Annotated in this window: 17 protein-coding genes; 5 read left to right on the forward strand and 12 right to left on the reverse strand. The window is 69.5% G+C overall.

Annotated elements, in window-relative coordinates; translation table 11 throughout:
• The first annotated feature begins 151 nt into the window (after positions 1 to 151).
• Genes ACFC1K_RS18720 through ACFC1K_RS18735 form a run of 4 tightly spaced genes read left to right on the forward strand, consistent with a single transcriptional unit; the run spans position 152 to position 2,737 of the window.
• The gene (locus ACFC1K_RS18720; RefSeq protein ID WP_375872768.1) at positions 152 to 802 is read left to right on the forward strand and encodes a hypothetical protein; all 651 of its coding nucleotides are present in this window, start codon (positions 152 to 154) and stop codon (positions 800 to 802) included.
• Positions 799 to 1,098, forward strand: a complete 300-nt coding sequence (locus ACFC1K_RS18725; RefSeq protein ID WP_310289947.1) for a transcriptional regulator — start codon at positions 799 to 801, stop codon at positions 1,096 to 1,098. Before ACFC1K_RS18720 ends, ACFC1K_RS18725 begins: the two co-directional genes overlap by 4 nt.
• A complete protein-coding gene (locus ACFC1K_RS18730; RefSeq protein ID WP_375872769.1) occupies positions 1,095 to 1,985 on the forward strand; it encodes an ABC transporter ATP-binding protein in 891 nt (296 codons plus the stop codon). The genes ACFC1K_RS18725 and ACFC1K_RS18730 overlap by 4 nt, the downstream gene beginning before the upstream one ends.
• Positions 1,985 to 2,737, forward strand: coding sequence for an ABC transporter permease (locus ACFC1K_RS18735; RefSeq protein WP_375872770.1), 753 nt, complete (start codon positions 1,985 to 1,987; stop codon positions 2,735 to 2,737). The genes ACFC1K_RS18730 and ACFC1K_RS18735 overlap by 1 nt, the downstream gene beginning before the upstream one ends.
• Here ACFC1K_RS18735 and ACFC1K_RS18740 read toward each other — a convergent pair.
• The 12 genes from ACFC1K_RS18740 to infC all read right to left on the reverse strand — a co-directional run bounded on the left by ACFC1K_RS18740 (position 2,728) and on the right by infC (position 14,006).
• The gene (locus ACFC1K_RS18740) at positions 2,728 to 3,708 is read right to left on the reverse strand and encodes an NAD-dependent epimerase/dehydratase family protein (RefSeq protein ID WP_375872771.1); all 981 of its coding nucleotides are present in this window, start codon (positions 3,706 to 3,708) and stop codon (positions 2,728 to 2,730) included. The two genes, ACFC1K_RS18735 and ACFC1K_RS18740, sit on opposite strands and share 10 nt — an antisense overlap.
• Positions 3,709 to 3,767: 59 nt before the next feature.
• Positions 3,768 to 4,508, reverse strand: coding sequence for a dienelactone hydrolase family protein (locus tag ACFC1K_RS18745; protein WP_375872772.1), 741 nt, complete (start codon positions 4,506 to 4,508; stop codon positions 3,768 to 3,770).
• Positions 4,509 to 4,530: 22 nt separating this feature from the next.
• The gene (gene pheT / locus ACFC1K_RS18750; protein ID WP_375872773.1) at positions 4,531 to 7,068 is read right to left on the reverse strand and encodes a phenylalanine--tRNA ligase subunit beta; all 2,538 of its coding nucleotides are present in this window, start codon (positions 7,066 to 7,068) and stop codon (positions 4,531 to 4,533) included.
• Positions 7,068 to 8,117 carry a phenylalanine--tRNA ligase subunit alpha gene (pheS, locus tag ACFC1K_RS18755; RefSeq protein WP_375872774.1) on the reverse strand — a complete coding sequence of 350 codons (1,050 nt, stop codon included), beginning with the start codon at positions 8,115 to 8,117 and terminating at the stop codon, positions 7,068 to 7,070. The genes pheT and pheS overlap by 1 nt, the downstream gene beginning before the upstream one ends.
• Before the next feature lie 43 nt (positions 8,118 to 8,160).
• A complete protein-coding gene (locus ACFC1K_RS18760) occupies positions 8,161 to 9,090 on the reverse strand; it encodes an ABC transporter permease subunit (RefSeq protein WP_375872775.1) in 930 nt (309 codons plus the stop codon).
• Positions 9,087 to 9,734 (reverse strand): amino acid ABC transporter permease, encoded by a 648-nt coding sequence (locus tag ACFC1K_RS18765; RefSeq protein ID WP_375872776.1) that lies wholly within the window; start codon positions 9,732 to 9,734, stop codon positions 9,087 to 9,089. The genes ACFC1K_RS18760 and ACFC1K_RS18765 overlap by 4 nt, the downstream gene beginning before the upstream one ends.
• Before the next feature lie 84 nt (positions 9,735 to 9,818).
• A complete protein-coding gene (locus ACFC1K_RS18770) occupies positions 9,819 to 10,685 on the reverse strand; it encodes a glutamate ABC transporter substrate-binding protein (RefSeq protein ID WP_375872777.1) in 867 nt (288 codons plus the stop codon).
• Positions 10,686 to 10,769: 84 nt separating this feature from the next.
• Positions 10,770 to 11,567 carry an amino acid ABC transporter ATP-binding protein gene (locus tag ACFC1K_RS18775; RefSeq protein WP_375872778.1) on the reverse strand — a complete coding sequence of 266 codons (798 nt, stop codon included), beginning with the start codon at positions 11,565 to 11,567 and terminating at the stop codon, positions 10,770 to 10,772.
• Between the two features lie 88 nt (positions 11,568 to 11,655).
• Positions 11,656 to 12,456 carry an RNA methyltransferase gene (locus ACFC1K_RS18780; protein WP_310289923.1) on the reverse strand — a complete coding sequence of 267 codons (801 nt, stop codon included), beginning with the start codon at positions 12,454 to 12,456 and terminating at the stop codon, positions 11,656 to 11,658.
• A 178-nt stretch (positions 12,457 to 12,634) separates the two neighbouring features.
• Positions 12,635 to 13,018 (reverse strand): 50S ribosomal protein L20, encoded by a 384-nt coding sequence (gene rplT / locus ACFC1K_RS18785; RefSeq protein ID WP_045297244.1) that lies wholly within the window; start codon positions 13,016 to 13,018, stop codon positions 12,635 to 12,637.
• 32 nt (positions 13,019 to 13,050) lie between these two features.
• Positions 13,051 to 13,245: a 50S ribosomal protein L35 gene (rpmI, locus tag ACFC1K_RS18790; protein ID WP_018172232.1), complete on the reverse strand. Its 195-nt coding sequence runs from the start codon at positions 13,243 to 13,245 to the stop codon at positions 13,051 to 13,053.
• A gap of 71 nt (positions 13,246 to 13,316) precedes the next feature.
• Positions 13,317 to 14,006, reverse strand: coding sequence for a translation initiation factor IF-3 (infC, locus tag ACFC1K_RS18795; protein ID WP_375872904.1), 690 nt, complete (start codon positions 14,004 to 14,006; stop codon positions 13,317 to 13,319).
• 269 nt (positions 14,007 to 14,275) lie between these two features.
• On the opposite strand from infC, the gene ACFC1K_RS18800 reads away from it, so the two are divergent.
• Complete coding sequence (locus ACFC1K_RS18800; protein ID WP_375872779.1) at positions 14,276 to 14,692, forward strand: DUF1844 domain-containing protein; 417 nt, start codon at positions 14,276 to 14,278, stop codon at positions 14,690 to 14,692.
• Positions 14,693 to 14,706: the final 14 nt, after the last annotated feature.

The raw sequence follows: 14,706 nt of genomic DNA on the forward strand, positions 1-14,706 counted from the left end.
GGCGCGCGGGAGCGGCGCTCGGAACGAGCGTCGAGAGTCCCTGGGTCGCCGAAGGCATGCGCCGACGATAGCCGCCGTGTCGCAGCATCCGCAAATCGGTCCGTCATGATGACCCTTGACGCAAAGTACTTTGTGTTACAAACTACTTTGCATGAACGAGGAATTGGATGCCGCGAACGATCCGCGACAGATGCTCGACCTCATCGACACGACACGTCGTGAGGCCGTCCGTCGCATCACGGGTCGTTACGCCGGGCTGCTGGTGCTCTGGGCGGTCGCCTGGGGCGTCGGGTTCGCCGCACTCTGGCTGACCCGCGGGGTCGGAGGCGTCGACCTCCTGCCCACCGCTGTCGGCTGGTGGATCTTCGCGGCTGCGCTCGTGATCGCGATCGTGTGGTCGGCTGTGGTCGGCATCCGCGCGGGCAGCGACGGGATCCGCGGGCGCAGCCAGCTGCAGGGGGCGCTGTACGGCTGCTCGTGGACGATCGTGATAGTGGCGGCGTGGGGGCTGATCTCAGGCCTGCAGAGCAACGGTCTGTCGCAGGAGCTGTCGCAGCTGCTGTACCCGAGCCTGTACATCTTCCTCGTGGGGGTGCTCTACCTGTCCGGCGGCGCCCTCTGGCGCGCGGTGCCGATGTACATCCTGGGCGGCTTCCTCATCGTGATCGCCGTCGTCGGGCTCTTCTTCGGCGCGCCGACCCACTTCCTCGTCTACGCGATCGCCGGGCCCGTGGCGATGCTCATCGTGGCCGCGTTCATGTACTGGGGCCCGATCGCACCCAGCGGCGCGGAGCGGTCATGAACGAACTCGACCCCGTCATCCACGCTCCGGCACGCCTACGGATCATGACGACCCTGGCCGAGGTGCTCGAGGACGGCGACACGATCACGTTCCCGGCCCTGCAGAAGCTCCTGGGCATGACAGCGGGCAACCTCACCACCCACCTCACCAAGCTGTCGGATGCCGGGTACGTCGAGGTCGCGAAGTCGTTCGCCGGCCGCAAGCCGGTCACCGAGATCTCGCTGACCCACGCCGGGCGCGGGGCGTTCCGCTCCTATCGCTCACAGCTGCTCGCACTCCTCGGAGGATCCGCATGACCGCATTGGTACACACCGAAGACCTCACGAGGCGCTTCGGCGACACCGTCGCCCTCGACGGTGTCACGCTCGACATCCACGCCGGCGAGTGCGTCGGACTCCTCGGCCCGAACGGGGCCGGCAAGACGACCCTCCTGTCCCTCATCGAGGGTCTTCGGGTGCCGACATCCGGTCTGGTGCGCCTCTTCGACGGCGACCCGCGGACACCTGCGAGCCGGTCCCGGCTCGGATCCACGCCGCAGGCCACCGCACTGCCGGAGGCGCTCAAGGTGCGAGAGGTGCTGCGGTTCGTGGCATCCCATTACCCCGCCCCAGGACCGGTGGATCGCGTCATCGCCGAGTTCGACCTCGGGCCTCTCCTCGCGAAGCAGTGCGGAGCGCTCTCAGGAGGCCAGCAGCGTCGCGTCGCGGTCGCGCTCGCCTTCGTCGGCGACCCCCGGCTCGTCCTCCTCGACGAGCCGACGACCGGTCTCGACGTCGACGCCCGACGCTCGCTCTGGGACGCCGTGCGCACCCGTCATCGCGAAGGCACCGCCATCGTCGTGACGAGCCATCACCTCGAGGAGATCGAGCAGCTGGCCGAGCGCGTCGTCGTCATCGACCACGGCGTGGTGCAGGCCGACGACACGCTCGCCGCCGTGGTCGCGGGCGTCAGCCGCCGTCGGGTGACGCTGCGCGGGGTCTCCGCCGAAGACGTCCTCGCGCTCGATCCCGACGCGACCGTCAGCACCGATCCTGTCGACGGGGTCGTGACCGCCGTCGTCTCGGACTCCGACGCGCTCATCAGGGCGCTGGTCGCGTCCGGCGCCCCGTTCACCGACCTGACGGTGCGCGGAACATCCCTCGAAGAGGCCTTCCTCACCATCACGAAGGGAGCGATGGTCTGATGTCCACGCTGACGCTCGCCGCAGTCCACACGAAGTACAACCTGCTGGAGACCATGCGCGTGCCGATCGCCGTGATCGGATCGCTCGTGTTCCCGACGCTCGCGTTCTGCCTGTTCGTCCTGCCGCAGCGCATGGTCGTCGACGAACCCGAGTTCGCGACGGCCGCCATCGCGTCGATGGTCGTGTTCGCCTTCATGTCGGCCAGCCTCTTCAGCATCGGTCTCGACATGGCAGATCAGCGCTCCAAGCCCTGGTGGCCGTACCTGCGCACGCTCCCGGGCTCGCCCGCGGCGCGCCTCATCGGGCTCATGGCGGCGACTCTCATCATCTCGATCCTCGCGATGATCCCGCTCCTGATCGTCGGCGGCATCTTCACCGCGGCCACCGTGCAGGCCGGGGATCTGTTCGCGGCGATCGGGCTGGCGATCCTCACGGCCGTGCCCTCGGCATTGCTCGGGTCGATCATCGGCACGACCGCCGGACCCAAGGCCGCGATCGCCATCACGCAGGTGGCGATGTTCCTCCTCGCGTTCGGCGGCGGACTGTTCCTTCCCCCGATCCTGTTCCCCGAATGGCTCGACCTCGCCTCGAAGTTCCTGTGGGTGCGCGAGGCCCGTGAGATCGTCATCGCGGCCGCCCTCGGCGAGAGCGCGCCGATGTGGGCGGTGGTCGGGATCCTCGCATGGACGCTGGTGCTGGGCGCCTTGGCGGTGTGGCTGTACCGCCGCGACGAGGGCCGCCGCTACCGCTGAAGCTGGCCGAGCAGCGCCAGCTCGTCGGGCCGGGTCAGCCCGGCCCGACGATCGCGGTCGAGGCCGCGGGAGCGCTCGTCGGCGAGGGTGCGGTCCAGCGTCTCGCTCACGGGACGGAGGCGGCCGCCGAGCAGGCGGTAGGCGGCGTTCGAGCGGGTCCAGAACCCCGGCATGTCGGCCGGCAGCCAGAGCGGCAGCGAACGCGCACCCATCCAGTACGCGACCTCGTGCGCCGTAAGCCACTCGTCGTTCGCCGCGGCGAGCGCGCCGGTGTGCCCGGCGACCTCACGCGCGTCCGCGAAGAGCCGGTCGAGTGCGACCGGATCGCCGACGGCGTTGACGACGCCCGTCCATCGCTCGCGGCCGACGGCCTGCACGAACTCCGCGAGGTCGTCGACGTCGATCACCTGGGCGCCCCGATCGGCGGTGTCGGGCACCAGCACGTCGTCCGATCCGGCGAGGGCGAAGCGGCCCACCCAGTAGCCGAACCGGTCGGTCGGGTCACCGGGCCCCACGATGAGCCCCGGACGCACGATCGCCGCGCGGAATCCGAGGGCGGAGCGGACGGATGCCTCGGCCCGCGCTTTCGCGCGACCGTAGTCCTCGTCCTCGTCGGGGCCGGCAGGCGTCAGCAGCTCGGCGGTCTCGTCGGCGCCCGGCACGTCGTCGGCGGCGTACACGGACACGGTCGAGATGTAGGCCCAGTGCCGCGCGCGCTCCCCCAGCGCCGCCACCGCGGCGGCGACGTGCACCGGGTTCGACGACACGTCGACGATCTCGTCCCACTCGCGCAGGGCGACCTCGTCGTATGCGTCCGTGTCGTTGCGGTCGGCGACGACGAGCGTCGTCCCGTACGGCGCGTCGCGTCCGCCTCGGGCGAGGCACGTCACGGCGGCTCCGGCATCGGCCCACCGCTCGGCGATGCGCCCGCTCAGCCAGCCCGTCCCGCCCAGCACCAGTACGTCGGTCATGGCTCCACCCAACCAGACGCCCCGGGTCGAGGCGTCCCTTCTCCGCCGACGGCAGAGCGTCAGACCCGGTCGCGGAGGAAGGCGGTCACGCGCTCCCAGGCGTCGGCCGCGTCGGTCGGGTTGTACCGGCGGCCGGTGTCGTTGAAGAACGCGTGCGCCGAGTCGGGGTACACGACGGCCGCGAACTCGACACCGGCCTCCGCCATCGACTCGGTCACGGCAGGAAGCGCGTCGATGAGGGCGGGGTCGTGCTGCCCGTAGATCGCCAGCACCGGCGCGGAGATGTCGGCGATGCGGTCGACCGACGGCGCCGTGCCGTAGAACGGTGCGACCGCGCGCACGCGGTCGTCGTGCGCGGCGAGCAGGAACGCGTACGTCCCGCCGAAGCAGAAGCCGGTCGCGGCGATCCGATCGTCGACCCCGGGCTGCGCGGCGAGCCAGTCGACCACCGCGCGGAGCGCGGCGACCGCCCAGCCGGCGTACTCGGGCGCCCGCATGCCCGACAACGCCTCGCGCATCCGCGGCTGCGCCGCAGTGCGGGCCTCCTCGTCGTCGCTGTTCACCAGCGCGAAGAGCTCCTCGCCGAGCGCGGGGGCCACGCCGCCATGGGTCAGGATGTCCGGCGCAGCGACCAGCCACCCTTCGGCGGCGAACCGGTCGGCCACGTCGGTGATGTGGCCGACCAGGCCCCAGATCTCGTGGATGAGCACGAGCCCGCCGATCGGGTCGCCCGCGGGGCGGGCGACGTAGACGTCGATGACCTCGCCATCGGCGAGCGGCACCGTGATCATCTCGGGCATCCGGGCACCTCCGATACGGATGCTACTCGCGCAGCGTCGCCCCGAACCGCTCGGTCGCGACGGCCACACCCGCGAGCTTGGCCTCGGTCGCCTCGGCGGCCGTGAGCGTGCGGTCAGGGGCGCGGAATCGGAGCGCGAAGGTGAGGCTCTTCTCGCCCGCGGGCACGCCCTGTCCGCGATAGTCGTCGACCAGGCGCACCGACTCGAGAAGATCGCCGGCGCCTGAGACGAGCGCTCCGCGCACCTCGGCGGCCGGGACGTCGGCGCCGAGCACCAGCGACACGTCCTGCGTCGCGGCCGGGAAGCCCGACAGCGAGGCTGCGACGACCTTGTCCCCCGCGAGCGAGAGGACCAGGTCGAGATCGAGCTCCGCGACGATGACGCGACCCGGAAGATCGGATGCCTCGGCCACGGCCGGCAGCAGCTCGCCGACGTAGCCGACCTCGGTGCCGTCGACGGAGAGCACACCGGTACGGCCCGGGTGCAGCGCGGCGCGTTGCCCCTGAGCGACATCGATCGTGACGCCTGCGGCGGCCGCGATCGTGCGGACCGCATCGAGCGCGTCGGCGAGGTCCGCGGTCACCGGCGCCGCGATGCCGGGCTGCTTCACGACGAGGCTGCCGGTGAGCAGCACGGCGACGTGGCGGTGCTGCGGCGGGATCGAGGCGTCGAGCTCGGCAAGGGTCGCGGCATCCGGTCGCACTGCCAGCGGCGGCACGAACGATGTTCCGTACTGCGCGCCGGCCTTGGGGAGGAAGACGACGCCGGTCTCGAAGAGCGACAGGTCGGTGAAGCCGCGCGACACGTTGCGGTGTGCGACCTGCAGGAGGCCGGGCACGAGAGAGCGGCGCAGGAACGGGGCCTGCCCGTCGAGCGGGTTCGCGAGCTTCACGCTCGGGAGGTGCTCCCCCGCGGCAGAGCCGTGGAGGTCGTTCTGGTCCTCGGTGGTGAACCCGAACGACGGCGTCTCGACGAAGCCCGCAGCGGCGAGCGCGTTCGCCACGCGACGGCGGCCCTGCTGCGCGGCGGTGAGACCGCGGCCCGACGGCGGCAGCGGCAGTACCGACGGGATGCGGTCATAGCCCTCGATGCGGGCGACCTCCTCGGCGAGCGTCCATTTGTCGGTGAGGTCCGGGCGCCACGACGGCGGGATGACCTGCCATCCTTCGCTGCCCTCGGCGCCGACGACCTCGCAGCCGATGAGCCGCAGTGCGGCCTCGATCTGGCCCGGCGTGTAGTCGACGCCGATGAGGCGCTGCACGAACGTCGGCGGCAGCTCGATGCCGGGGATGAACACCTCGGCGAACAAGGCCGCGCCGTACGCGTCGTCGCTGGTGCCGCCGGCGTACTCGACCATGAGGTCGGCCACGCGACGTGCGGCGACGAAGGGCACGAGCGGGTCGACGCCGCGCTCGAAGCGGCGGGATGCCTCGCTCGGCAGCTTGTGCCGACGGGCCGTGCGCGCGATCGACACGGTGTCGAACGTCGCGGCCTCGATGAGCACGTTGCGCGTCGCGTCGCCCATCTCGGTCGTGCCGCCGCCCATGACGCCGGCCAGGCCGATCGGGCCCGAGTCGTCGGTGATGAGGAGGTCTTCGACATCGAGCGTGCGGACCTTGCCGTCGAGCGTCTCGAGCTTCTCGCCCGGAGTCGCCCGGCGCACGGTGATGCCGCCCTGCAGCTTGTCGAGGTCGTAGCCGTGGATCGGCTGGCCGAGCTCGAGCATCACGTAGTTGGTGATGTCGATGAGGATGCCGAGCGAACGGATGCCCGCGAGCGACAGACGCGAGATCATCCATGCGGGGGTCGGCTTCGTGGGGTCGACGTCGCGCACGACCCGGGCCACGAACTCGGTCACACCCGCGCGGCCTCGGATGGGGGCGAGGTCGTCGGCGCTCACCGGGAAGCCTGCGCCCGGCGCGACGTCTTCCCACGTGCGCTCTGCCGGGTCGCGGAACGCGGCGCCGGTGGAGTGCGAGTACTCGCGCGCGACACCGCGGATCGACAGCGCGTAGCCGCGGTCGGGCGTCACGTTGATCTCGACCGCGACGTCGTCGAGGCCGAGGAGGGTAATCGCGTCGGTGCCGACAGGTGCGTCGATGCCGAGCTCGACGAGCCGGAGGATGCCGTTGTGCTCGTCGCCGAGTCCCAGTTCGCGGGCCGAGGCGATCATGCCGTCCGACACATGGCCGTAGGTCTTGCGCGCGGCGATCGGGAACGGGCCCGGCAGCACCGCGCCCGGAAGCGTCACCACGACCTTGTCGCCGACGAAGAAGTTGCGGGCGCCGCACACGATGCCGTGCACCGCGTCGCCGCCGTCCGCCGCGGTCTCGCCGTCGGGCGCGACGCGCACCTGGCACCAGCGAATCGTCTTGCCGTTGGACTGCGGCTCCTCGACGAACTCGAGGACTTCGCCCACGACGATCGGACCCTGCAGCTCGAAGCGGTGGACGTCCTCCTCTTCGAACCCGACGCGCACGAGCGCCGCGAGGACGTCCTCGGGCGCGGCATCCGCGGGGACGTCGACGTACTCACGAAGCCATGAGAGCGGAACGCGCATCAGACCACCATTCCGAACTGCTCACTGAAGCGGACATCGCCCTCGGCCATGTCGCGCATGTCCTGGACGTCGCTGCGGAACATCAGCGTCCGCTCGATGCCCATGCCGAACGCGAAGCCCGAGTACTCCTCCGGGTCGATCCCCGCCGCGCGCAGCACGTTCGGGTTGATCATGCCGCAGCCGCCCCACTCGATCCATCGGGCGCCGCCCTTGAAGGTGGGGTGCCACAGGTCGAGCTCGGCCGACGGCTCGGTGAACGGGAAGAAGTTCGCGCGGAAACGCGTCTTCGCCTCGGCGCCGAACAGCACCTTGGCGGCGTGGTCGAGCGTGCCCTTGAGGTGCGCCATCGTGATGCCCTTGTCGACGACGATGCCCTCGAACTGGGTGAAGACGGGCAGGTGCGTCGCGTCGAACTCGTCGGTGCGGTACACGCGCCCGGGGCACAGGACGTACAGCGGCAGGTCGCGCTCGAGCATCGAGCGCACCTGGACCGGGCTCGTGTGCGTGCGCATGACGAGGTGACGCTCCACCGGGTCGACGAAGAACGTGTCCTGCATCTGGCGTGCCGGGTGGTCGACGTCGAAGTTCAGCGCGTCGAAGTTGAACCACTCGTGCTCGAGCTCGGGGCCCTCTGCGATCTCCCAGCCCATGCCGACGAAGATGTCGGCGATCTGCTCCTGCAGGAGGGAGATCGGATGCCGCGCCCCCACGCGCGCGCGAGCCGCGAGCGCGGTGATGTCGACGCGCTCCGCCTCGAGCTTCGCGGCGGTCTCGGCCGCGGCGAGCTCCTCCTCGCGGGCGGCGAACGCCTGGTTCACCCGGCCGCGGGCCTGACCGACGAGCTTGCCGAACTCGGCCTTCTTGTCGTTCGGCACGTCGCGCAGCCGCGCGTTGAGCTTCGCCAGCGGCGAGCCCTCCGCGGAGTGCGTGGAGCGCGCGGCCTTCAGCGCTGCGGTGTCGCCCGCGGCCGCGATGGCCTCGAGGGCGGCGTCGACGGCGGCGTTCACCGCCTCAGGCGTGATCTCGGTGGTTTCGGGAGCGTCGGACACGAGAGACGAGTCTACCGACGGCGCATGACGACGCCGCGCCGCGTCACTGCCCGGATGGCCCCTCGGCGGCCGAATCCGCCTTCGCCTCCGCGTGGAGGAGCGTGGCGGGGTTCGTCGGATCTTCGACGACCCTGCCACGACCACCCTTGCGGCCGCCGCTTGCCGTGCGGCGTGCGAGCCAACGGGCGAACCACGACAGCAGCAGGTTGATGGTCAGGTAGATCGCAAGAGTGACGACGAACAGCGAGAACAGGTAGCGGTTGCCGTAGAAGCTGCCCAGGTTGTTGATGTTGTTCCGGATGATCTCGTTGTAGCCGACGATGTAGCCGAGTGACGTGTCCTTCAGCAGCACGACCAGCTGCGCGACGATGATCGGCAGCATCTGACGGAACGCCTGCGGGAACTCCACGAGCATCTTCGATTGGAACTCGCGCATGCCCACACTGAGCGCCGCCTCGCGCTGGCCCTTCGGCAGCGCGGCCAGGCCGGCGCGCAGGATCTCTCCGATCAGGGTGCCGTTGTAGAGGATGAGCGCGATGACGACGGCCCAGAAGGCACCCGTCGAAGCCACGAGGAGGATGAACAGCATCATCAGCAGCACCGGCATGCCGCGGAAGAACTCGATGACCCAGGCCGTCGGGACGCGCACCCACGGGATGAGCGAGCTGCGCAGCAGCGACAGCAGGATGCCGAGGGCGATCGCGCCGACCGCGGCCACGGCTGCGGCTTGCAGCGTCGCCACGATGCCCTCGGCGATGAAGCCCCACACGGCGGGATCGGTGAAGATGTTCCACCGCGACCCGTCGAACATGCCGGGGAGGTTGATACCGCCGGACGTGCGCGGGGCGGCGAGGGTCATGATGACCCACACCCCTGCGGCGAGGATCAGCAGCGCAGCGACGATCGAGAAGATGAGTGACAGCCGGCGCGCCCGAGGGCCCGGGGCATCGAAGAGAACGCTCGAGCCGGTCATCGCCGCACCACCCAACGCTTCTCGAGCTGCCCGGCGACAAAGCCGAGCGGCACGGTGATGACGAGATAGAGGACGGCCGCGGTCAGCAGGATCTGGATCACGATGTTCCCGTTGTCGTTGGCGAGTTGACGCGTCGTCGCGAACAGCTCGACCACGAAGAATCCGCCGGCCACAGATGTGTTCTTTGTGAGGGCGATGAACACGTTGATCAGCGGCGGGATCGTCATGCGGAACGCCTGCGGCAGGACGACCAGCGAGACCGTCTGCCCGAAGCCGAGGCCGATGCTGCGTGCGGCCTCGGCCTGGCCGACCGGGACTCCGTTGATGCCCGATCGCAGAGCTTCTGCCACGAAGGGCGACGTGTAGTAGGTGAGCGCGATGAACGCGAGGATGATGTACGGCAGCCTGACCCCGAGCATGGGCATCACGAACGCCGTGAAGATGAAGACCAGCGTCAGCGGGGTGTTTCGCGCGATCTCCGTCCAGAACGCACCGAAGACGCGCAGCGCCCCGACCGGTGAGATGCGCATGGCCGCGATGAGCGTGCCCAGAACGAGCGCGCTCACGCCCGACACCGCGAGAAGGATGAGCGTCACGCGGAAGCCTTCGAGGAAGGTCGGCATCAGCGACCAGAGCTGCTCCATGCGCCTCTTTTCGGGGACGGGATCGGGCGGGGATCGGATGCCTCGGGTCGACGCGTGCGGCCGACCCGAGGCATCCGTCTTCGATCAGTAGCGGTCGGGGGTCGGCGGCTCGACGAACGGCAGCACCGTTCCGGCCGTCGCGTTCCACGCCTCTTCGTAGCGACCGTCCTCGTACGCCTTCTCCAGCACGTCGTTGATCCACATGCGGAAGTCGGTGTCTTCGAGGGCGAGGCCGATGCCGTAGGGCTCCTCCGTGAACGGCTCGCCGACGACCTTGAACTCACCCTCGTTCTGGGCCGCGAGGCCCGCAAGGATCACGTTGTCGGTCGACACTGCGACGACGGCACCACTGCGGAGCGGCTCGAGGCAGTTCGAGTACGTGTCGGTGAGCACCGGCTCGGCGCCGATCTCGGCGAGCTTCGCCGCCGGAGTCGAACCCGTCACCGAGCAGACCGGCTGGCCGACGAGGTCGTCCTCGCTCTTGATGTCATCGTTGTCGGCGAGCACCAGGATCGATTGACCCGCCATGTAATAGGGCCCAGCGAAGGAGACGACCTCCTTGCGCTTGTCGTTGATCGTGTACGTGGCGACGACGATGTCGACCTCGCCGTTCTGGATGAACGGCTCGCGGTTGGCCGACACGGCCTCCTTCCACTCGATGTCGTCCTCGGCGATGCCGAGCTCGGACGCGATGATCTTGCCGATCTCGACGTCGAAGCCCTCCGGCCCGTTGGGACCGTTGAGTCCGAACAGCGGCTGGTCGAACTTGGTGCCGATCGTGATCGTGCCCGCCTCGGCGAGCGCGGCCATCGTGGTGCCCTCCTCGAAGGTCGGGGCGGGCTCAGGAGCCGTCGTCTCCTCGCCGGCCGGTGTGCCGCCGGAGGCGCACGCCGACAGCGCCAGCGCGCCGGCGGCCGCCAGCGCGATCAGCGGAAGTCGCATTCGCTTCATGTCTTCGTCCTTTGCTGTGCACGGACCGCTCGTGACGGTCCTCTCGGATCCCGACCCGCGTGGGGAGGCGGACGGGAGTGTGTCTCAGTGCTCGAGGATCTTGGACAGGAAGTCCTTCGCCCTCTCGCTCTGCGGATTCGTGAAGAACTCGTCGGGCGCCCCCTCCTCGACGATCGCGCCGTCGGCCATGAAGAGCACACGATCGGCCGCCTTGCGCGCGAAGCCCATCTCGTGGGTGACGACGATCATCGTCATGCCGTCGGCGGCGAGACCGATCATGACGTCGAGGACCTCGTTGATCATCTCGGGATCGAGCGCGCTCGTCGGCTCGTCCATGAGGATGAGCTTCGGGTTCATCGCCAGTGAGCGTGCGATCGCGACACGCTGCTGCTGACCGCCCGACAGCTGGTTCGGCATCTTCTTCGCCTGATTGGCCACGCCGACGCGGTCGAGCAGCTGCATCGCCTTCTCGTCGGCGTCCTTTTTCTTCAATCCCCTCACGCGGATCGGCCCGAGGGTGACGTTCTCGAGCACCGTCTTGTGGGCGAACAGGTTGAACGACTGGAACACCATGCCGACGTCAGCGCGCAGATGGGCGAGCGCCTTGCCCTCTTCCGGAAGGGGCACCCCGTCGATCGTGATCCTGCCCGAGTCGATGGTCTCGAGCCGGTTGATCGCGCGGCACAGTGTGGACTTGCCGGATCCGGACGGACCGATGACGACGACGACCTCGCCGCGATTCACCGCGGTGTTGATGTCTTTCAGGACATGAAGATCACCGAAGTGCTTGTCGACGTGGTCGACGACGACGAGCGGCTCACCGCGACGTACATTGATGTTCGAAGTCCGGGGCGCCGGCGCCGGGGCATCAGGTGTCGCCATGCCCTCACCCTATGGGCGAGTCACGACACTCGGCCAGGGGGTCGATCGAGCCTTTACCGTTCCGTAACAGGGTCGGAACGGGAGCGGCTCAGCGGGCCGCGCGCTGCGCGAAGGCGGTCTCGTACAGGCAGACGCTGGCCGCGGTGGCCAGGTTCAGCGACTCGGCCGCGCCGTAGATCGGCAGCCGCAGCGAGAGGTCTGCCAGCGCGAGCGCGTCCTCCTCGAGGCCGCGTGCCTCGTTGCCGAAGAGCCACGCCGTCGGCTCCGCGAGGACGTCGCGCGACGCGAGGAAGTCCCCTCCCCCGACATCGGCGGCGATCACGCGGACGCCCGCCTCGTGCGCTTTCGCCACGGCGGTCGCGAGATCGACTCCGACCGCGACAGGCACGTGGAACAGGGACCCGGTCGTCGCGCGCACGACCTTGGGGTTGTACGGATCGACGGTGCGTCCGGTGAGCACGACGGCGTCCGCGCCGGCGGCGTCGGCCGCGCGGATGATCGTGCCGAGGTTGCCGGGGTCGCGAACCTCCTCGCAGATCGCGACGAGACGCGGCGAGGCGGCGAAGACGTCGCGCAGGGACGTCGGCGACTGACGGGCGACCGCGACGATGCCCTGCGGGGTCACGGTGTCGGCCATCGCGTCGAGCACCGGCTCGGTCGTGTAGACCACCTCGAGTCCGGCGTCCTTCGCGGCGTCGCGCACGTCGGTGTGCTTCTCGAGCGCGGTGGGCGTGGCGAAGATCTCGACGAGCGTGTCGGGCCGGTACGCCAGCGCCTCGCGGGCGGCCTGCGGACCCTCCAACAGGAACAGGCCGGTCTCCTGACGGGCGCTGCGCTTCGTCAGCTTCGCGACGGCGCGGACACGCGGAGAGCGAGGGTTCTCGAGCACGGCTCTCAGTCTAGAGTCGCGGCTGGGCCCACGCGCCCAGAGGCTCCGGACGACGCGCCAGCGGAGTCTGGAGAGGGCGTGGGGACCCGTCTCCGGCATGCGTTTCTCGTCGGCCGGGCATGCGAAAGGGGCGCCCTCCGTGAGGAGGACGCCCCTTTCGAGACAACGGATGCCGAGGTCAGGCGCTCTTGGGAGCGTTGACGTTCTCGGGCAGCGCCTTCTTGGCGGTCTGGACGAGCGACGCGAACGTCTTGGGCTCGTTCACCGCGAGCTCGGCGAGCATGCGACGGTCGACCTGCACACCCGCGAGGCCCAGGCCCTGGATGAAGCGGTTGTACGTGATGCCGTTCTGACGGGCAGCGGCGTTGATGCGCTGGATCCACAGGCGGCGGAAGTCGCCCTTGCGCTTGCGACGGTCGCGGTACGCGTAGACGAGCGAGTGGGTGACCTGCTCCTTCGCCTTGCGGTACAGGCGCGAACGCTGGCCACGGTAACCCGAGGCACGCTCGAGGATGACGCGACGCTTCTTGTGGGCGTTGACGGCCCGCTTGACTCTAGCCATTTCTTGATGTTCCTAACTTGCGTCGGCGCGCGTCAGCGGCCGAGGAGCTTCTTCGCGACCTTGGCGTCGCCCGGGGCGAGGACCTGCTCCTGCGACAGGCGGCGGGTGCGGCGGCTGGACTTGCCCTCGAAGTTGTGGCGCAGGTTCGCCTGCTGCTTCATGAGCTTCCCGCTGCCGGTGACCTTGAAGCGCTTCTTGGCGCCCGAGTGGGTCTTCTGCTTCGGCATCTCTTCTTCCTTCGTTTCACTTCCCGCCCAGGCGGGAGTCGGTATCCCGCGGTGCGGGAGTCTGTGGGGCCTTACTCGGCCGTGGCTGCCTCGGGGGCTGCGGCCGGCGCGTCGGCCGCGGGGGCCTCGGTCGCCTCGGCGGCGTCGGCCGGCGTGGCGCCGCCACTCCGGGCGGAGCGGGCGGCTTCTTTGTTCGCGGCGCGCTGAGCGTTCTGCTCGGTCTTCACCTCGGACTTGTTCTTGTGCGGTGCGACCACCATCACCATGTTGCGGCCGTCGATCGTGGGGTTCGATTCGACCGTGCCGAACTCGGCGACGTCCTCCGCGAACTTGCGGAGCAGGCGCACGCCCTGCTCGGGACGCGACTGCTCGCGACCGCGGAACAGGATCATCGCCTTGACCTTGTCGCCGGACTGGAGGAAGCCCTCAGCGCGCTTGAGCTTGGTGATGTAGTCGTGGGCCTCGATCTTCAGACGGAACCGGACCTCCTTGAGGACGGTGTTCGCCTGATTGCGACGCGCTTCCTTGGCCTTCTGCGCAGCCTCGTACTTGAACTTGCCGTAGTCCATGATCTTGACCACGGGCGGCTTCGAGTTGGGGGCCACCTCGACGAGATCGAGGTCGGCCTCCTGGGCCAGGCGCAGCGCCACCTCGATGCGGACGACGCCGACCTGCTCTCCGTTCGGACCGACGAGGCGGACCTCGGGGACCCGGATGCGGTCGTTGGTGCGGGGATCGCTGATGCGGAACTCCTTGGGTATATGGGCTGGACCACCGCGACACGCAGTCGTATCGCGGGCGGAGGAAGATCCACTCCACCCGTCAGACGCTTCGAGCGCCGACTTCCTGCACCCTCTCCGGTGATGGAGTTCCCGTCCGGTCGCCCCGACGGCTACCCCGGCCGCAGAGCGGTCGGGGCGGAGTGCATGACCCGGTAGCCTGGAACGGCAAGCGCGGGTGGGATGTGATCCACTTTCCGATCCGGTACAGAACGCACCGGAGACCGCAGCAGTCTATCAGAGAGAACGGCGTGGACACGATTCGAGACCAGGACGGCGATCAGACGAGCGCGACGGCAGTGGATGCTGAGCGTCAAGCGCGCTGGGAGGAGCAGGAGCGGGCGGCCGCCTCGGCCTCGCGCGACATCGCCGATGTGCCGGCCGTCGAGGTCATCACGACAGCCGCGGTTCACCTGATGAGCGCCGCCGCGGTCAAGGTCGGGCTCGCCGACGACCCCGAGACGCAGACCGACCTCGACGAGGCCCGCAAGCTGATCAACGCCCTCGCAGGGCTCATCACCGCCGGCGCGCCCGAGATCAGCGACATGCACGCCCGCTCGCTCCGCGACGGCCTGCGCTCGGTGCAGCTCGCCTTCCGCGAGGCCTCGGTCATCCCCGACCCGATCGGCAAGGGCCCCGGCGAGAAGTGGACCGGCCCGGTCACCTGACCGGCGACACCCTC

This window comes from Microbacterium sp. NPDC056057, from assembly GCF_042266945.1.
Lineage (GTDB): Bacteria > Actinomycetota > Actinomycetes > Actinomycetales > Microbacteriaceae > Microbacterium > Microbacterium trichothecenolyticum_C.